This is a genomic window from Nostoc sp. LEGE 06077 (genome assembly GCF_015207705.1).
Classification (GTDB): domain Bacteria; phylum Cyanobacteriota; class Cyanobacteriia; order Cyanobacteriales; family Nostocaceae; genus Nostoc_B.
In genome coordinates this window covers 23,980-42,989 of sequence record NZ_JADEWI010000027.1, presented here as the reverse complement: position 1 = coordinate 42,989, position 19,010 = coordinate 23,980, and the positions used below count along the sequence as shown (strand labels likewise).

The 19,010-nt window shown below is 38.4% G+C and carries 13 protein-coding genes; 5 read left to right on the top strand and 8 right to left on the bottom strand.

Features of this window, described 5'->3' with window-relative positions:
• Positions 1–217: 217 nt before the first annotated feature.
• The 3 genes from IQ244_RS17745 to leuB all read right to left on the bottom strand — a co-directional run bounded on the left by IQ244_RS17745 (position 218) and on the right by leuB (position 2,588).
• Complete coding sequence (locus IQ244_RS17745; RefSeq protein WP_193896397.1) at positions 218–1,036, bottom strand: prepilin peptidase; 819 nt, start codon at positions 1,034–1,036, stop codon at positions 218–220.
• Positions 1,037–1,148: 112 nt separating this feature from the next.
• Positions 1,149–1,409, bottom strand: a complete 261-nt coding sequence (locus IQ244_RS17740; RefSeq protein WP_015116056.1) for a hypothetical protein — start codon at positions 1,407–1,409, stop codon at positions 1,149–1,151.
• A 93-nt stretch (positions 1,410–1,502) separates the two neighbouring features.
• Positions 1,503–2,588: a 3-isopropylmalate dehydrogenase gene (leuB, locus tag IQ244_RS17735; protein WP_193896395.1), complete on the bottom strand. Its 1,086-nt coding sequence runs from the start codon at positions 2,586–2,588 to the stop codon at positions 1,503–1,505.
• 101 nt (positions 2,589–2,689) lie between these two features.
• Here leuB and IQ244_RS17730 point away from each other — a divergent pair, with 101 nt between their 5' ends.
• The 4 genes from IQ244_RS17730 to IQ244_RS17715 all read left to right on the top strand — a co-directional run bounded on the left by IQ244_RS17730 (position 2,690) and on the right by IQ244_RS17715 (position 6,976).
• Entirely contained in the window at positions 2,690–2,914 is a 225-nt protein-coding gene (locus IQ244_RS17730) for a hypothetical protein (protein ID WP_193896393.1), read from the top strand.
• 119 nt (positions 2,915–3,033) lie between these two features.
• Complete coding sequence (locus tag IQ244_RS17725; protein ID WP_193896391.1) at positions 3,034–3,900, top strand: mechanosensitive ion channel family protein; 867 nt, start codon at positions 3,034–3,036, stop codon at positions 3,898–3,900.
• A 244-nt stretch (positions 3,901–4,144) separates the two neighbouring features.
• A complete protein-coding gene (locus tag IQ244_RS17720) occupies positions 4,145–5,095 on the top strand; it encodes an ABC transporter ATP-binding protein (protein WP_193896389.1) in 951 nt (316 codons plus the stop codon).
• A 177-nt stretch (positions 5,096–5,272) separates the two neighbouring features.
• Entirely contained in the window at positions 5,273–6,976 is a 1,704-nt protein-coding gene (locus IQ244_RS17715; protein WP_193896387.1) for a hypothetical protein, read from the top strand.
• Positions 6,977–7,088: 112 nt separating this feature from the next.
• Here IQ244_RS17715 and IQ244_RS17710 read toward each other — a convergent pair whose 3' ends face one another.
• The gene (locus IQ244_RS17710; RefSeq protein WP_193896385.1) at positions 7,089–8,033 is read right to left on the bottom strand and encodes a hypothetical protein; all 945 of its coding nucleotides are present in this window, start codon (positions 8,031–8,033) and stop codon (positions 7,089–7,091) included.
• A gap of 318 nt (positions 8,034–8,351) precedes the next feature.
• On the opposite strand from IQ244_RS17710, the gene IQ244_RS17705 reads away from it, so the two are divergent.
• Complete coding sequence (locus IQ244_RS17705; protein ID WP_193896383.1) at positions 8,352–8,495, top strand: hypothetical protein; 144 nt, start codon at positions 8,352–8,354, stop codon at positions 8,493–8,495.
• A gap of 48 nt (positions 8,496–8,543) precedes the next feature.
• On the opposite strand, the gene IQ244_RS17700 is transcribed toward IQ244_RS17705, so the two are convergent.
• The 4 genes from IQ244_RS17700 to IQ244_RS17685 form a co-directional block, all read right to left on the bottom strand.
• Positions 8,544–8,966, bottom strand: coding sequence for a peptidoglycan-binding domain-containing protein (locus IQ244_RS17700; RefSeq protein WP_193896381.1), 423 nt, complete (start codon positions 8,964–8,966; stop codon positions 8,544–8,546).
• A 95-nt stretch (positions 8,967–9,061) separates the two neighbouring features.
• Entirely contained in the window at positions 9,062–11,332 is a 2,271-nt protein-coding gene (locus IQ244_RS17695) for a PhoD-like phosphatase (protein WP_193896379.1), read from the bottom strand.
• A 131-nt stretch (positions 11,333–11,463) separates the two neighbouring features.
• Entirely contained in the window at positions 11,464–12,855 is a 1,392-nt protein-coding gene (locus tag IQ244_RS17690; RefSeq protein ID WP_193896377.1) for a malic enzyme-like NAD(P)-binding protein, read from the bottom strand.
• A 732-nt stretch (positions 12,856–13,587) separates the two neighbouring features.
• The gene (locus IQ244_RS17685; protein WP_193896375.1) at positions 13,588–18,978 is read right to left on the bottom strand and encodes an ATP-binding sensor histidine kinase; all 5,391 of its coding nucleotides are present in this window, start codon (positions 18,976–18,978) and stop codon (positions 13,588–13,590) included.
• Positions 18,979–19,010: the final 32 nt, after the last annotated feature.

Below are 19,010 nucleotides of genomic sequence, written 5' to 3'. Positions count from 1 at the left end.
GTTTAAACGATTGTATCGGTTAATCTGGGTGTTTGAGTAAATATTCGGTGAGAATATGGTAATACCATTAACACGATGTGCAACTTATTTTTGCAACCCCTCTCCAAACCTCTCCCCGAAACGGAGAGAGGCTTTGATTCTTGCTCCCCTTCCCTACAAGGGAAGGGGTTGGGGGTTAGGTGTGAGAGAAAGTTGCACACAGCGTAATATTATTTAGCTAGGACGGAAAGGCAAATTTCAAATAAGCCGATAAGATAGCTGGCCCGGTAAAGACAGTGATGATTGCGCCTAGTGCTAAAAAAGGGCCGAAGGGGATTTTAACGCCAGTTTTTTTAGGCGATCGCACCAATACTAATCCACCTATTAATACTCCCACGGCGCAGGCAATTAAACTAGCTAACAGCAAATACCGCCAACCCAGCCAAGCGCCCATCATTGCAGCGAGTTTGGCATCTCCCGCGCCCATTGCGGTTTTACCTAACACAATTGAACCACCAAGGGCGATGCTATCAAATAGCCATAAACCAACAACAGCACCGACTATCCCCATCATCAGGTGTCTAATTATTCCCCCGCTGCTGGCTTCTGGGACAAAACCGCTAATTATTTGATATCCCAAACCTACCACTAACCCTGATTGCGTTAAGGCATTGGGTAAAGTCATGGTATCTAAGTCAATTAAGGCTAAGGCTAATAACCAACTACAAAAAGCCCAGTATCCTAACGTGGCGATGGAAATTTGAAATACTAAAAAAATTGCCACAAAAATTAAACCCGTTATCGCTTCTACCACCGGATAACGAACAGCTATTTTATTTTTGCAATAACGGCATTTTCCGCGTAACCACAACCATCCCAGCACGGGTACATTGTCATAAGCTTTTAGCTGGTTTAAGCAATGGGGGCAACGGGAAGGTGGCCAAAGAATCGATAACCCCGCAGGGATGCGATAAACGACAACGTTGATGAAGCTACCTATAGATGCACCCAAGGCGAAAACAACAGTAATCGCCGGAACGGCCGTTAAAAAGTCCATATAGTCATTTGTCAATTGTCCTGTGTCATTTGTGCTTCATCTTTTGTTCTTTGTCGAGAGGCAAAAGAGAGGCTAGGACTAGAGATAGATTTATTACTCAGCACTCTATTGACTAATACATATGAGACTCAATTTGATTTAAAGGCACAAAACATTCTTGAGGTAAGAGAACGGGTTGGTGAGTAAAAATCACCTTACCGCGATGGGTAACACGATTAATTGCTACCCCGGAAGGCTGCCCCGCGATTTCTGGATGTACTTCACAATATGTGTAGTAAATCTGGCCAGCTGCTCTGATGATAGCGGGATCAACCAGAGGCGGCTGGATTCTAGAGGCGGTGAAATTAGCTGTATCTTGTCGTAAAGCGTACACTATGTTACTGCTATCTACTTACTAGATTTTGTCTATAGTGTACCCGAAACTTCTGGCAAAGATTGCCAATTTGGCGAGTTTCTCCTCAAAGAATTATTTTTCTAGTGCTTGAATGAGTGATTTCCCCATTGCTTGACAACCCAAAAGATTCATTCCTGGTGACATGATATCGCCTGTGCGATCGCCTTGTTCTAAAACTTGCAATACAGCTTTTTCTATGCTATCTGCTGCTTGTGGCTGATTTAACCCGTAGCGTAACATCATCGCCGCACTCAAAACCTGTGCCAGAGGATTGGCTTTATCAAGTCCGGCAATATCGGGTGCAGAACCGTGGACTGGTTCATATACGCCAGGGCCAGAAGCACCCAAACTAGCAGAAGGTAACATCCCAATACTGCCAGTCAACATCGCCGCCGCATCGGAGAGAATATCGCCAAACAAGTTACCTGTGACAATCGTATCGAATTGTTTAGGAGCGCGGACTAATTGCATCGCCGCATTATCAACATAGAGGTGAGACAGTTGCACATCAGGATATTCGGCGGACAGTTTGGTGATGCAATCGCGCCACAACTGCGATACTTCTAATACGTTGGCTTTATCTACAGAACAGAGTTTACCACTTCTTTTTCTGGCAGCTTCAAAGGCAACTTTCCCGATGCGTTCAATTTCTGACTCGCTGTAAACCATTGTATTCACACCGCGTTTCTCACCTGTTTCTGTTTCAAAAATTCCTTTGGGTTTACCAAAGTAAATTCCCCCAGTGAGTTCCCGCACCACCATAATATCTACACCTTCGACAACTTCCCGTTTCAAAGTTGAAGCGTCAATTAACTGGGGTAAAATTTGGGCTGGGCGTAAATTGGCAAATAATCCCAAACCTGCCCTTAGTCCCAATAAACCAGCTTCCGGCCGTTGGTGAGATGGTAGAATATCCCATTTATAACCCCCAATCGCGGCGAGTAAAACAGCATCACTATTGCGACAAGTATCTAAGGTTGCACTCGGCAAAGGTTCTCCTGTCGCGTCAATAGCTGCACCCCCAATTAAAGCTTCTTGGAAGGCAAACTCAATATCAAATTTTTTCCCTACGACTTTTAGCACTTCTACCGCCACTGCCATAATTTCAGGGCCAATGCCATCGCCGGGAAGTAAGGTAATGCGGTAGTTTTGCGTCATAGCTAGTTTCTATTAGGTAAATGCTTGCAGATTAAATATCATACCGAGCAAGATGTACCTATGGAAGCTTTAATTTTTGCGGTGGGTATTGAAGGTAATCAATGCTAGACGTGAATAAACTCACTCAAGCTGAGATTAAAAGGTTGGGAATAGAAGCTTTGACAAAAGCTCTTGGCCCTGTGGAAATGGCAAGATTTATGCAGCAATTTGAAAAAGGTAGTGGCGACTATACACGAGATAGGGATGAAATTTTAGGAAATCAAACTATCGATGAAATCTTTAAACGAATTGAGGAACGTCGCCAAAAGCAAGAGAAGGGCGAATAAGAAACAAATTTTGACTAATCTTTGTGTCTACCCAAAGATTAAAAAAAACTGTTCCTCAAGATTTTTTGCTCAGTTTCTTGTAATGTTTTGGATAAAAGTAGCAAGAAATAAAAAAGGTTATGAATTTTAATCAAATCGGCCAAGTTGCCGTTGCACTGTTAACAGGGTTTGGATTGAAAATCCTGGGTGCGATCGCTCTGTGGATTGTCGCACAGAAGTTGATTGATTTTGCACTCAAGTTAGTTCGGCGTGGTTTTCGCAGTCAACACGTTGATCCAACTCTAGTTAACTACCTGCTTAATATCATTGCCGTAACTTTAAGAATTATTTTAGTTGTGGCAATTCTCGGCTTTTTCGGCATAGAAACCACTTCTTTTGCCGCATTGTTAGCCGCCGCAGGTGTAGCTATTGGTGCAGCTTGGGGTGGACTGTTGGCAAACTTTGCCGCTGGGGCTTTTTTGATTGTCTTTAATCCCTTTAAAGTTGGAGACTTTATTACAGCCGCAGGTGTTACAGGTACAGTTACAGAAATTGGACTGTTCACCACTAATATCACCACACCAGATAATGTTTTAACAATTGTCGCCAATAATAAGATTTTTTCTGATAACATCCAAAATTTCTCAGCTAATCCCTACCGTCGGGTTGATCTACTAGCGCAACTGCATCACAATGTTGATCATAATGATGCGATCGCTCGCTTAAAAACCAGAATCAGCCAAATTCCTAATGTGATAAATAATCCTGCGCCAGAGGTGGAAATTATCACATTTAATTTAGCAGGGCCAGTCTTAGCAGTTCGTCCTTACTGCAATAATGACCACTACTGGCAAGTTTATTTTGACACCAACAAAGCTATTCGTGAAGCCTTTGGTGAAGCAGGTTATCCCATACCTGAACAACGTTACGCCTTTAGTAGTCAATCTTCTAATGGAACACCAAATGATGGTGAATCTGCGATTTCATCTGCCTCTATGATGAGTTAAGTTTGTCTTAATCAAATCAAATTTAATTTGTCAAACTCTCTCAAAAAATAGAATATTTACTAATCAAGTAGGTAAGTTCTGTGCTTTACCTACTTTTTTACCAGCCTGAAATGTTATTAGCTGTATATTTAAGCACTTAATAATAATTTGACCTTAATGTAGTTTCAATTTCGGAAACAAGCCTGACAACAGTGCTAGAGAGAGGCTAGGTTAGTGTGTAATTAACCGCCGTACTCTAGCAGCTATGGTAAAAGAATTAGCAATTCGCACCTGTGGACTCACTAAGCAATTTGAACGGTATATAGCCGTCAATGATGTTGATTTAGAGATCCAAGCGGGTGAAGTGTATGGACTGATAGGGCCGAATGGTGCGGGTAAAACAACTCTCATCAGAATGTTAGCAACTGCTGAGGAGCCAACAACAGGTGAGATATATATTAATGGCGATCGCATGGTCAGGGACAAGAGTAACCCGACAATGAAGCGTCGTCTTGGCTACTTACCCGATGACTATCCGCTGTATGAAGATTTAACAGTTTGGGATTACCTCGATTACTTTGCGCGTCTGTATCGTTTACGAGAACCACGCCGCACTCAGCGTCTCCATGAAGTTTTAGAACTGATCCAATTAGGTAATAAACGCAACAGTTTAATTTCTACACTGTCGCGGGGGATGAAACAGCGCCTCAGTTTAGCACGCACTATTATTCATGAGCCAATTTTATTACTCTTAGATGAACCTGTATCGGGACTTGATCCCATCGCTAGGATGCAATTCCGCGAAATTATCAAAGCATTGCAAGAAGCTGGGATGACAATATTAATTTCTTCCCACGTTCTCAGCGATTTAGCGGAACTGTGTACTTCAGTAGGAATTATGGAACTAGGTTTTTTAGTAGAAAGTGCTTCACTCAAACAACTTTATCAGCGTTTAGCTCGACAACAAATTATGTTGTCAACTTTGGGAAAAATCGATGTAGTTATTAGTGAACTAAAAAATTATCCTTTAGTGGAAGAATGGGAAGTTTTACCGGGAACTAATAATTTGCGAGTTAATTTTTCTGGTGATCAAACAGCTTGTGCTGAATTACTGCGATCGCTAATTCAAGCTGGTATTCCCATTACTGATTTTCATTGCACACAAGAAGACCTAGAAACTATTTTTCTCAAGCTTGGTCATAAGCAAGCATCCTAACGTATCATCCCTCAAACTTACGCTAATTCCTACTATGTGTTTCAGTCTTTTAGATAAAATCGGCGGTTTGAATCCTCTGTTTCGGCGAGAAAAGAAAGGTCGCCTCAACTTTTACAGTAGTCAGAAAAACTAGTGAAAATCTACTTACTTATTAACTAATCATTTGGAGAATCAGCAATGACACAAAGTTTAATTAACCGCTTAGGAAACTGGAATCCGCAGTTATTTCGAGAACTCAAAGGTCGATTTAAACCCCGCAACATTTTATTAGCATCTGCTATATCTGTTCTGGGTCAATTTATTTTATTCATGTCATTTCAAACCCAGTTACCAACGCGGCTGAATGTATTTAATAAGAATCCCAATAAATATTGTACAGGCATAACACAATATGGCTTATCTGAATGTCTAAGTGATAAATTCGGTAACGTGGCTATCAATTGGCAATTGTTGTCGTTTGATATCTTTAGTTTGCTCAGTATTATTGCTAGTTTTGGATTACTAGTAGCAGGAACTTATCTACTAATTAATGATTTAGCTACTGAAGAAAGACGAGATACTCTCAATTTCATTCGTCTGAGTCCTCAATCACCCCAGAGTATTTTATGGGGAAAAATATTAGGTGTTCCCGCTTTGCTTTATATTGCAGTAGTGTTAGCACTACCGTTACATTTATGGTCAGGATTGAATGCGAAAATTCCTTTAATAGAGATTCTCGGTTTTTATGCTGTAGTCATAGCTGCTAATTTTGTCTACTACAGCGCTGCACTACTATTTGGCTTAGTTGGTTCTTGGTTAAGCAGTTTTCAAGCTTGGTTAGGTAGTGGTGTATTACTAGGTTATCTCCTCTTTACTAAGGAAAGTCTAGAATCTAGTTTTTTGACTAATAGTCCAGTGACTATTGTTGGGCTAATTAACCCATCTTTCTTAATTCCATACCCAGAGATTAATTCTGAATTTACCAAAAATATTCCCCATTTTACTGACTTTTATTGGTTTGTTCTACCTATAGGAGAAAGTTTTATTACTACAGTTTGCTTTGCTATAGCAGTTTATTTTGTAGGTGCGTACTTCATTTGGCAATCTTTACAGCGTTGCTTTCGGGATTCTAATGCAACTATGTTGAGTAAAAAGCAGAGTTATCTACTAACTGCTTGGTTTATAGGCATCATTTTAGGATGTGCTAATTGGCAAGATTTAGTCTTTAGCCAGCTACCTCGAAATTATTTAATTCAAGAGAATATAGGGCTTTTAATGATCTTGAATTTTGGGCTGTTTTTATATTTAATTGCAGCCATCACTCCTGGTCGTATCACATTGCAAGATTGGGCAAGATATAGACATATTGAACGCAACAAAGAATTAGGTAAAACTAGTTTAATTCACGATTTAATCTGGGGTGACAAAAGTCCAGGAATTTTAGCGATCGCTATTAATGCGATAATTTCGATTACTTGCTTAAGCTGCTTTGTTTTAGTTACGCAAGTCAGTATAAATGATAAAACTAATGCCTGGATGGCGCTGCTTTTTGCAGGTATTTTAGCTTTATTTTATGCAACCATAACTCAATTAACTTTATTCATGAAAAATGAGCAGCGACAGTTGTGGGCTACGGGGATTCTAATTGCAGTGATTGTATTACCACCAATTCTTTTAGCTTTATTCTTCTCTAACCCTGAGAAAAACTCTTTTATCTGGCTATTTTCAATAGTTGCACCCATAATTGCTTTATCTTCTACCGGCGACTATAAATTTGCATTGGTTCCATTTTTCGCTATTTTAGGGCATTTTGCAATTGTAGGATTTTTCGTATCTCAACTAACGCGCAAATTGAAAAAAGCCGGAGAGTCTGCAACTAAAGCATTGTTAGCAGAAAGTTAATTTAAAATTAGGTGATATAGCATTAATAATATCCCCGAATTCTTGAAAAAGCCGGGGATATTTATTTTGCTGAATATCTAAATAGTATTCTTTCGGGGTTCAAGCTGCAAACTTACTTTGATTCTGGCAACTGGATAATTTTTTGCCGAGTTCCATACAATTCTATGAAGCGTTTAAAGAGTAACATCGTTTCGTGCTTAGAAGCTAAATTTAAATTAAATAAACGCTCAACATTTTTTTCGGCTAAAGCTTGTAGGTAAGGCAAATCTTCAAACAATGTCAAACAAGTAGCACAATGTAAAATAAATTGCAATATCGGTTTAGGCCATTCTAAATCACTATATATATCTATAAATAATTGATGCTCTCGTTCGTTTAAAGGGAAAGCATGAAATATCACAACTATTCGTTTGTCATTATATGCAGGAATGCTCAATTCAATAGTATAGGGGGTATGTAAAATTAAATCTACTTCAACAATTGGTTGCCGCCAAAATCTTAACAGGTTAATGCTTGGTTGCAACATAGTATTAAATTTAATAACTCCACCTATATTAGTTGCTTGGAACTGACTGATACTCAAAACCTTCAAACTGTTAAGGCTGAATTTATGAACTGTTTCTAAGTGTTTTAAGTTCAGTAAGTGATAAATTTGGCAGTAATAAGGAAAAGGTAAAATATAATCTTGGCTAATCATGTGCCGCTTTTTCAATCTAAACTTATGAGCTTGAGAGCGACTTATATATTCTGCATATTCATTAGGCTCTACATCATTACTGTTTAAACTTTCCTCTGGTTTTAAATAAAGCCAACTGACAAAAAATAAGCAAGTCATCAATAGCTGCAATATGTCTATTGGTGATAAATCTCCATCAGATAAAATAGCAAAGCTTCTGTCTGTAATGGCAAATAACCACGAAGGAATTCCAATTAGCCAGACAGAATTTTTAATTTGATCTAATGCCAGCGCAAATTCTACTTTTATCGATTGTTGTGTATAGTTATCTGTGTTCGGATCATTGTGTTTATTCTGTTGTGTCAAGCAGTTAACAGGCATAATATTTAAAATATAGGTTTAATTGGTTAGACTAATATTTGTAACTACATTTATGCTAAATATTGGAAATATGAATGAACTCTATCATTAGCTGTAGATATCAATTAAATCTGTCTAGATTCCGTGAAAAAGCATATTTATTACTAATTAGGGTTTGCTAGAAATAAGTCCAATCGCTCATCTTTAGTTAGTAAGAATCTGTTTTTCTTCTAACTAAAGTCATACTGGTGGTGCGATCGCACCACCGCAAGCAATAAACTAGATTCCTTCATCAAACACCCGTAAATTAGCTCACGAGTAAATTGTTACCGATATATTTTGGCTCACTTAGATAATCATGAGCCAGCGATCGCCCACAGATCTTTGCAGGAGCCGAAAAAATCCGGGCAAGGTAAAGAATGCTACGCTAAAGCTGTATTATCCGCAGATATCAGACTATCTACACCAGTAAATCTGGAATAATCAGTAGAAGCGATCGCCAGTTTAATTTCTTAAAAGGGAATAAGTGATTTAAATTAATTGTTTTGCCACTCGATCAAGATTTTTGCGGATTTCTAAATTCGCCACACCAGTTATCACTCCTTCATCCTCAGCAGAATACTGCGCGGCAAACTTTTTAACTGCGGCGACAGTTCTTGGCCCATAAAAGGGATGATCTTTTGGTAAATCTGCTTTGACGACTACATTCAACTCATATTGCAGAATTCTGACGATTTCTTCAGCCTTAGCCATTGTTTTTGGGCCGACTACACCATCTACCTGTAGTTCATAATCTGCTTGAAAGTTTTTGATTGCTTGTACAGTTTTAATGGTTGTTAACGGTGAATTATCTTTACTAACCGGAAAACCCTGCGCCAAAGCAGCAAAATCTTGAGCTAAATATCCTAATCCAAATAAAATCGAACGGAATTGAGCATTGGTGTAGGTAATCATATTATTGAAGCTCCAAACTTAGGCGGCAAGATTTTATTACTGAGTAATTGGGTTTTATCTATTAACATTAGCTACATCAACAAGTGCTGAAATTCCTAATGGAATAAATCATCATTGGGTTGCAGCTGAGTTTCAAACCGGGAGTAAACTAGTTCAGTGGTATACCAGGAAGAAAACCAGTATAAATCTTGAATGACTTGACTAGCAAGACTTTCATCTGTCGGTTTAAACTGCACTAATGCTAAATTATTTACTCCTACTACTTCTTTTCCATCTTGAAACCAAGGGGATTTCCAAAACATTAAAAATTGTAGCGATCGCCACTTAGCCTTTTCTGGTCGATTCCACGGCGCGATAAAACTTAACACATCAGTGGCTAAGTCAACAGGGCGGGTTTTTTGTCGAGGAATCACCTCTAAAGCACACCGCCAATCAGGACGGCGCGACTGTTGGCGTTGCCATTTTTTAGCGGAAGTTTCTACCATATCCACTGGATGATTCCAACCCAACCAATACCGCAATTTCTCTGGTAACAGCCAATTTTTTAATTTTGTATGAATTAACCGTGTTAGTAATTCTTCATTTTTTAAGGCACTACAAGTTAACTGTACCAAGACCGATGAAGAGGGCGAGTTAACATTTTTATGGGATAAACGCACCACAGAACTATAGTGAATATCACCCGACAAGACAATTACTTGTTGACGTTGAGCAAATAATGTGGTTATAAATTGTGCCAACGCTTCTGTATGAATATTCCACGCATCACCTACATCTGTAGAAAAAACTTTCTCATTTTGTAAGTGCCAATGGTGAACCCAATCAATAACTTTTAAACCAAATACATTGGTAGGTGCAATGACAAATGTAGCGGGAATATTGGTTGTTTCTTGTAACGGTGTCAGCAGTTGTTGTTTTAAAGCTTGGGGTGATAGCAATCTGGGTGGGGCGATGGGTTTTTGATCGGCTGGATAACCCCGCCAAGTCCGGGTATCGAGAACAATTACTTCATGAATCGGACTGCGAATTGTGTAATGCCAATCGAGAGCTTGGGGATGTCGTGCCAGAATTAATACTGAACCATCTTGGGCAAAAGTTGGTAAGCCTGTAAGAGAATCTTGAGGTGGTAGACCGACATAATGGGCGATCGCTTGATCCGCATAACTATCTGTTCCGTGGGAAGCTGACCAAATTTCCGCCGCCGCCAACAATTTTTCACCAGATTGACCAAAGGTAAATTGCTCAGGTGTATTTCCCCAAGCTTGAAACACGCTGTAAGCTAATAAAGCATTCTGCACCACCCGCCGCCCTAAAGGTGTACCCAGAACTCGCAAACACCAAGCTTGGTTGAGATTCCAGTCATCACTAACATCATGGTCATCAAAAATCGTGTATGTGGGAATATTCGCCAAAGCACGGCGTACTTTCCCCAAGGTATAAATAAATTGCTGTAAATCTTTGACTTCTCGATTCCAGTTTTTGATACCTTGGCGATCGCTGGTTACTTCTTTTCCTAGGGGAAATTTCCGCGGCCAACACACAGGCGACCAAGTTAATAAATAAGCTGCGTAATATTCCCCCAAACTGAGCAGGTGACTGTTAACTTTACTGTATTTGTTATGTAATCCGGCAGTGAAACCAGCTTGTTCAGTAGCAATTTCTGCCCTTTGTCTGGTGGGTAATTGCTTGGGAGTGCAATAAGTTGGACTTACAGGTAATTTTTCTTCCCAACCCAGCAACATATCACCCAAATGAGTCGCTACCCACAATGAAGGATCAGCAACATCATCACCATAAATTTGGTCGCCAGTGAGAAATAATTGATGGGGGCGGCGTTGGGGTTGAGTTGCTGTAGTTGTAATTAAACTGTCTAAAATTGGTAAGGCATCTAATCCATGACCATGCGGTTTCCGACAAGAAGCGTGAACAATTTTTAAATCTTGCAGACGACTGGGAGATAGAGCAAACGTTGGTTTTTGATGGTCAAAATAACTGATACTATCGGCGGCAAAATTCTCAGAACTTAATGCTTGTGATAGAGTTTGCTGTTCTGCATCACAGATAAATTGTAAATCATAGGCATAGATGCGATCGCTCACCAGATGATTTCCATCTTGACATTGAGCCGTTACCGCCACAATATGCACATATTCACCCAAAGCAACTGTAGCGCGTTGCCCAGCAAACAAACAATTTCCTAATGTTGCGCCATGATTGCTTGTTTCATAAACCTTCAGTTCTACCAGACAAGACTGCTTGAGGGCTATCCATACCGTCACAGATGTTGATTCAGTATGTTGTAGCATTGGCCCTGTCAAAATTAGCGGTAGTTCTGCGATGAACTCACTTCCAAAAGGATACTGCATGAGTGAACTTTATCTGCGTCTATCTACGTACAACCTTACGGGAAGCCGCTTCGCGTCTACGGCGGTTAATTTATTCCCCTGTTGTTTGCATTTGGGAGATAGGCAAGTTGCCTATCCCACAAGAATTATACTCAACTCTTGGCAATACCTTCTTCACGGGCTGCCCTTTGTACCGCAGCCGCCACAGCCGGAGCAACACGCGCATCAAACACAGAAGGAATAATATGTTCGGGATTTAAATCGGCTGGGTTGACTAAAGAAGCGATCGCACTAGCAGCTTCTAAATACATGGTGGTAGTAATTTCTTTAGCGCGACAATCTAAAGCCCCACGAAACACTCCCGGAAAAGCCAACACATTATTGATTTGATTTGGGTAATCGCTGCGTCCTGTCGCCATGATCGCCACGGTTTTGCTAACTAATTCTGGCTGAATTTCGGGAATTGGATTGGCCATTGCAAACACAATGGGGTCTTTAGCCATTGCTTGTACCATTTCCGGGGTTAATACTCCTGGGGCGCTGACACCGATGAACACATCTGCACCTTGCATTGCGCCAGCTAAGGTACCTTGGGCTTTGACGGCGAATTCTTGTTTTTCTTCGGTCAAATCTGTGCGGCTGGTAGACAGAATACCTTTGGAGTCACACATCAAAATGGTTTGCGCCCCAGCTTTTCGCAACAACCGCGCGATCGCTACACCCGCAGCACCAGCACCGTTAATCACAATGCGGATGTCTGCCATTGATTTGTGGACTAATTTGAGAGAATTGTATAACGCGGCTAAAGTCACAATTGCGGTACCATGTTGGTCATCATGAAATACGGGAATATCCAATTCCTGACGCAATCTTTGTTCTATTTCAAAGCAGCGAGGTGCAGCAATATCTTCTAAATTCACACCCCCAAACACAGGTGCGATTTGTTTAACAGCCTGAACAATCTCATCGGTATTTTGCGTAGCTAGGCAGATCGGAAAAGCATCTATGCCGGCAAATTCTTTGAATAGCATAGCTTTGCCTTCCATCACAGGTAAAGCCGCCGCTGGGCCGAGATTGCCCAATCCTAAAACAGCACTACCATCGGTAACAATGGCGACAGTGTTTTGTTTAATTGTCAGATTGTAAACTTCCTCTGGATTTTCGGCGATCGCTTTACAAATCCGCCCTACACCGGGAGTATAAGCCATTGCTAAATCAGAAACACTTTTTAAGGCGATGCGGCTGGTAATGCTAATTTTGCCACCACGGTGTAAGTTAAAAGTGCGATCGTAAACATCCAGCAATTTGATATTTGGGAGTGCTTTGATGGTTTGGACAATAGTCTCAGCGTGTTCTGTACTAGCAGCATCAACAGTCAGATCACGAGTAGATTCTTGACGGGTTTGCTCAATTAAGTCTATTTGACCAAGATTACCACCACTGGTGGCGATCGCTTGTGTTACAGAGGCTAACATCCCCACACGGTTAGGAATCTGCAAGCGTAGGGTCAAACTAAAACTAGAATTAGGAGTTAGGTCTGCCATTGTGATTTTGCAATAGTAAATTTTAGATCTTATATTGAATCGCTGAGTAAAAATCTAGACTAAAACTAAAATCTCTCAAGTCACCCTTTGTTTGGCTATGGTGTACACACAAGTTTTTCCGCGGGAATGTTAATACATCAACTGGTATAGCACTTACCAGACACCCCCAGGAAGCTAGTTTCATTGCCAAGTAATCATCAAATAAACTCAGAAGCGATCGCCCAGACTACCCATCCAGGCGATCGCTTGAATTTTGCTGCCAAATTTTTCCAAATCTTTCGTGACGCAGCTATTTGATGGCTAATTGAAGAATAATCTAGAAGTTATGAGTCAGAATACCTCACTAATTGATTGACTATATAAGGGTTTGAAGATGTGCAAGTTAAGCGTAAAGTTATTCACAATAAAAAAGATACTTTTCAAGCAAAGTATCTTCAAAATTAATCACTGAGTATTAGAGAATAATTGAGGATTTCAAAAGTGAGTTTTTATGAAATATTATTTGACGAGTGTAACCTCATATTAGCAAGTTGATATCTTAATGTCAGAATAAGTTATAAATTATTTACATTAATGTAGACAACTAGGAACCCACTTGCCACAGGAGGATTAAAGCTAGTTTTCTCTGCCCTCCCGTGGCTAAATGACTATTAGGGTTACATTTATATAGCGCATAGATTAATTGTTTGGTGGTTCATGGCAGAAAGTTGAGGATTTTGTGAGGAAGTCTATTTATATCGGTAAATGGATGACAAACTCTGTTCCTTGTCCAGTGAGGGAATTCACCTCAATACTTCCACCATGTTTTTCAATGATAATTTGACGAGCGATCGCTAATCCCAAACCTGTTCCTTTACCTACTGGTTTAGTAGTAAACAGGTGATCAAAAATTTTCTGCTTAACTTCATGAGTCATTCCTATGCCATTATCTTTAATTCGGATTAATACACTCTTCTGCTCTTCATTGAGTTTGGTCGTGAGGGTAATGCGGTTAGGATGAGCTTTTATCTCATCGATATTGTGTCCTATATTTGACTCTTCCAAAGCATCAATCGCATTGGCTATCAAATTCATAAATACTTGACTCAGTTGACCAGGAAAACACCGTACTAGTGGTATATCATCATAGTTTTTGACAACTTCAATAGCTGGACGAGCTTGTGAAGCTTTCAAACGGTGCTTGAGAATTAAAATTGTACTATCTACAATTTCATGAAGATTGCAAATACTGGGTTTTTGAGTATCTCCTCTAGAGAATGTTCGTAAACTTAGGCTGACATCATAAATACGGTTGATTCCTTCTTGCATCGAAGCAATTAGTTTAGGTAAGTCTTCCCGCACATATTCCACATCTACTTCTTGCAAAGTTTTTGTAATTTCTCCTACTGGTTGAGGATAGTGATGTTCATACAAATCAATTACCTTTAATAAGTCTTGAATATATTCACTCGCAGGTTTTAAATTACCAATAATAAACCCGATAGGATTATTAATTTCATGTGCTATCCCTGAGACTAAATTACCCAAAGTAGACATTTTTTCACTCTGCACTAATTGCAGTTGCATTTCCTTTAAATCAGATAAGGAAGATTCTAATTGTTTAGCGTAGTTTTGGGATTGTTGATATAGCCGAGAATTCTCTAAAGAAATAGCTGCTTGAGATGTAATTAAATTCAAAATATTAATATTTTCTTTGGTGAAGGCTCCGGCAATTAGTTTATTTTCTAAATACAAAATGCCAATAAATTTACCCTGATAAAAGATAGGGTTACATAATATCGATATTGGCCTCTGCCTTTGGATATAAGTATTTGTTTGATAAATAGACTCAGTAAAAACATCATTGATTACTAAAACTTCTTGAGTTCTCGCAACATATTCAACTATAGAAATTGGAATATCTTCACTTGTTTTTATGGGAGTTGATTGCAGAATAATCGAGTCACTATCTATACTATTGATAGCTTCTATAAATAATTCATTATCTTTAAGTAAAATCAGACAACCCTTTTGTGCAGCAGCATTTTCAAGAATTATCCGCAAAAGCGTTTCTAGCAGTTTATCTAGAACTATTTCACTACTAATTGCTTGTGAAGCTTTAAGTATTGTCGCTAAATCTAAAACTCCTTCGTTGCTACTTGTAGTTCCTGCATAGTTAATTTTTGTTGTAGCGATCGTTCTGGTAACATCTATTGCTGACTGTTTCCGATTGATACTACGAATAATTAAATGATTATAATGTTCATCTAAGTATTTAACTTTCGCTATAGCCCCCCAATGAATATAAGCATAATAAGCTTCAGTCATATACATTTTGGCAATTTTTTCTTTACCAAAATCTAGATAGCATTTAGCTGCTAGTTCATTCCCTAAAGCTTCTTCTGCGATATAAGCATTTTTCTTGGCTCCTGCAATAGCACTATCATACAGGTCTATTGCTACTTGTAATTTACCCAACACTTTAGCTGTTTCTGCTTCTACTAGATCATATTTGTGTTGGAAGTTACATGGTGCTTGTGTAGCCCACTTTTTCATTTGCTTTTGATTAACAGCTATTTGCTTTAAATATTGCTTTTTTTGTAGAGGTAAAGCTTGATTACAGAGTGCTGCGAGAGCTAAAGAATGATAAAAATTATTAGCAACATAAATCAGTAATCCCACGTTATCAGCATGAGTCTTTTCTGCTAACACAGCATTTTCTATTGCTAGTTCATAATCATTAAATAAATAACAAATTATGGTTTTACATCCATAATAAAAACCTTTAAAAGAATAATTCTTTAATAATGCTGATGCCATTGTAATTTCATCAAAAGCATCCCCAATTAAAGCAGATTTTTGCGATGACTTAGCTTGCAAATTTAAAGCTGCTTGTCTAAAAAGGCTGGTAGCAGCTGCTAGAGATTCCAGCTTTAACTTCTGCATTAAATCAACATAGCCAGAGATTTTTTGATCTACCGATTCCAAATTTTCTCCAGAAAGTAACGCATGATAACCAGCAATTACAGCACAATAACCAGCATTTTCAATGTTTCCTGATTCTATTCCACTCTGCATCCCTTCTAAAAGTGGCGCGATTGTTTCTTTCAAATGTTCTTTATAAAAGCTAATTGTTCCATTATGAACGAAGTAAACTGTAGCTTTGAGCGAATTATCATTTGTATTGGAGAGTAAATCTACTGCCAAATTACCTAATTGATATCCTGTTTCAACTTGGTTAAATTTGTCAGTTAAAATAGTGCCGTAAGCAGCATAACTATAAGCCGAAGCAGGTGATTTACCATATTTGATAGATAACCTAACCATTGCCAATACGGATAATACAAATAGAAAAGAGCCTGCCTGACTAGCAGCTGGTACAATTTGCAACAAGATTTGCATCGCTGCTAGTTTATCAGGATCAGACATATCAGGTAATAATGCTAACTTTTCTATCGGTTTACCTATTAATGCTATTTTTGTCTGAATTAATGCTGATACAACATGTAATTGTGTAGGATTTTTTGGCAAGATTACGCCTAATTCTCTCAGAGATTGTACACCAATTTCTAAAACTTCTGGCATCTGATTCTGTGCCATGTAAGTCAGCATTTTCACTTCATACAACTTAACTTTATCTAAAATACTATTGGCTTGATTCAAAGCAAGATTTCCTAAATGACTTGCTTGCTCAAAATTACCATTTAAGTACTCTATTTCTGTAGTCTCAGTATATAAATTCAAGGTTAATTCATAGTGTTTTTGCCAGCTATCTGCTGCCAAAAGTTTTAGCCCTGTATTCAAATATCTTGCGGCAGCCTCATATGCAGTGGCAGATTTTGCTTTTTTACCAGCGATCAGATTCAGTTTTACTAGTTCATATTTTTCAGATTCTTGAGTTAATAAATCCCAACCAACATTCAGTTGATTAACAATATCTAAAATATTTTCCAACAATGATTTATTTGTTGTTTGTTTTAGTAACAAACGACCTATTTGTAAATGCGTTTCTTGTTTTTTATTTTCAGGAATTAATGAATAAGCAGCTTGTTGAATGCGATCGTGTAAAAATTTATAACTAATCTTTTGAGAATCAAAAGTTAATTTTACAGACTCTTCCTGTTCAAAAACTAACGGTATGCGATAAGCATCACTCAAAGGTAAAATTAATCCACATTGTAATGCTGCGTAAAGCTCAGTTGCAGCAACAGTTGGAGATTTACCACTAACAATAGACAAGATATCTAGCGAAAATCTATTACCAATACAAGCTGCTAGTTTTAATATTGCTTGCGTGGCTATCGGTAGGTTTTTAATTCTGCTGGCGATTAATTCTACAATGCGTTGATCAATAATTCCAATTGTTTGGATTTTGTCTATATTCCACTGCCATGAACCAGTGTTAAAGTTGAAATTAAATAGATTTTCTTGATGTAATGATAGTAATAACTGTGTTAGAAAAAATGGGTTTCCTGCCGTTTTATTGTAGAGTAAATCTACTAATGGTTTGATTTTTAATGAATTTTCATTCAGTGTGTCAGCAATTAATTGATGAAAGTCATTAACAGATAGAGCTTGTAAGATAATATTATTGACAATATTATGATTTTTATTAATGTCTTTTATTGTTTGAATTAAAGGATGTGTAATACTAACTTCATTATTTCGATAAGCACCAATTAAAAGTAAATATTTAGTTTGCTGGTCAGTAATTAGTAATTGGATTAACTTGAGAGTACCGGAATCAGCCCATTGTAAGTCATCTAAAAAGATGACTAAAGGATGATCTTTGGTGGCAAAAATGCGGATAAAGTCTGTAAAAACACGATTGAAGCGATTTTGTGATTCTGCTGCGTTTAGTTGAGCGACTTCTGGTTGTTTACCGATGACCAATTCCACTTCGGGAATTACATCAATAATAACTTTTCCATAGGATTTAACAGCTGCTAAGATTTTCCGTCGCCATACTTCAAACTTAGCATCATCTTCTGTAAGTAATTGCCGCATTAATGAACTAAAAGCCTGAATCAACGAAACATAGGGAACATTACGTTGAAACTGGTCAAATTTACCACTAATGAAAAAGCCTTTAGCACGAGTGATGGGTTTATTAACTTCATTGACTACAGAAGATTTACCAATTCCTGAATAACCAGAAACTAAGATAAGCTCACCCTTACCTTTACTTACTCGCTCAAAAGCTTCTAAAAGTGAATTAACTTGAGTTTCTCGACCATAAAGCTTTTGGGGAATGAGTAATTGACTTAAAACATCTAAACGACCAGGTGTGAAGTCAATAATTTCGCCTGTTGTTTCTAACTGTTCTTGACAGATTTGTAAATCTGCTAATAATCCTTTAGCTGTTTGGTAACGATCTTCAGCATTTTTTGCCATAAGTTTCTTGACTAGAGACGATATGGCACTAGGAATTTCAGGGTTTAATAATTCAATGTCTGTAGGTTCTTTAGCAATATGAGAGTAAACTAACTCTAGGGGGTCATTGCTTTGAAAAGGTAACTGCTCGGTAAGCATTTCATAGAAAGTCACCCCAAGAGAATAAAAATCGCTGCGATAGTCAAGGTTACGGTTCATTCTCCCTGTTTGTTCTGGGGACATATAAACCAGAGTGCCTTCTAGTTGGTTGGGGTTAGCTAGTTGGGTTATTTCTTTATCTAAACGTGAGGCAATACTAAAATCAGTGAGTTTGACAACCCCAGTTTCTGGGTTAATGATTATATTGGCAGGTTTAATATCTTTATGAATAATCTGACAATCATGTACAGATACTAGAGCTTTTGCGAGTTGAATGGCAATGCGAATAAAACTATTTAAGTCTTGCCTACCTTGACTTAGCAATTGTTTTAAAGAGTAGCCATTGATATCTTCAAATACAATCGCTAACCGATTTTTGTGGGTTTCTAGCCTTAAAACTTTGACAACGCCGACCAAATCTAGGTTTTCTGTAATTTTGTATTCATGTCTCAGACGCGCGATCGCATCTATGGAGGGATAATCTGCTTTCAGGATTTTCAGAATAATCGATTGTTTGTTATATTCCGATCTAGCACGATAAATAATCGTATCATCTCCTTCATGGAGCATTTCGGTTAAGTCATATCCAGAAATTAAGTCTGCTGTTAGCATTTATATTACCCTGATGAATATAGTAGTCGAAG

Excerpts from the sequence above, each read along its gene's own strand:
- IQ244_RS17745 (WP_193896397.1), bottom strand. The coding sequence starts at position 1,036 with ATGGACTTTTTAACGGCCGTTCCGGCGATTACTGTTGTTTTCGCCTTG.
- leuB (WP_193896395.1), bottom strand. The coding sequence starts at position 2,588 with ATGACGCAAAACTACCGCATTACCTTACTTCCCGGCGATGGCATTGGC.
- IQ244_RS17730 (WP_193896393.1), top strand. The coding sequence starts at position 2,690 with ATGCTAGACGTGAATAAACTCACTCAAGCTGAGATTAAAAGGTTGGGA.
- IQ244_RS17725 (WP_193896391.1), top strand. The coding sequence starts at position 3,034 with ATGAATTTTAATCAAATCGGCCAAGTTGCCGTTGCACTGTTAACAGGG.
- IQ244_RS17720 (WP_193896389.1), top strand. The coding sequence starts at position 4,145 with ATGGTAAAAGAATTAGCAATTCGCACCTGTGGACTCACTAAGCAATTT.
- IQ244_RS17715 (WP_193896387.1), top strand. The coding sequence starts at position 5,273 with ATGACACAAAGTTTAATTAACCGCTTAGGAAACTGGAATCCGCAGTTA.
- IQ244_RS17710 (WP_193896385.1), bottom strand. The coding sequence starts at position 8,033 with ATGCCTGTTAACTGCTTGACACAACAGAATAAACACAATGATCCGAAC.
- IQ244_RS17700 (WP_193896381.1), bottom strand. The coding sequence starts at position 8,966 with ATGATTACCTACACCAATGCTCAATTCCGTTCGATTTTATTTGGATTA.
- IQ244_RS17695 (WP_193896379.1), bottom strand. The coding sequence starts at position 11,332 with ATGCAGTATCCTTTTGGAAGTGAGTTCATCGCAGAACTACCGCTAATT.
- IQ244_RS17690 (WP_193896377.1), bottom strand. The coding sequence starts at position 12,855 with ATGGCAGACCTAACTCCTAATTCTAGTTTTAGTTTGACCCTACGCTTG.
- IQ244_RS17685 (WP_193896375.1), bottom strand. The coding sequence starts at position 18,978 with ATGCTAACAGCAGACTTAATTTCTGGATATGACTTAACCGAAATGCTC.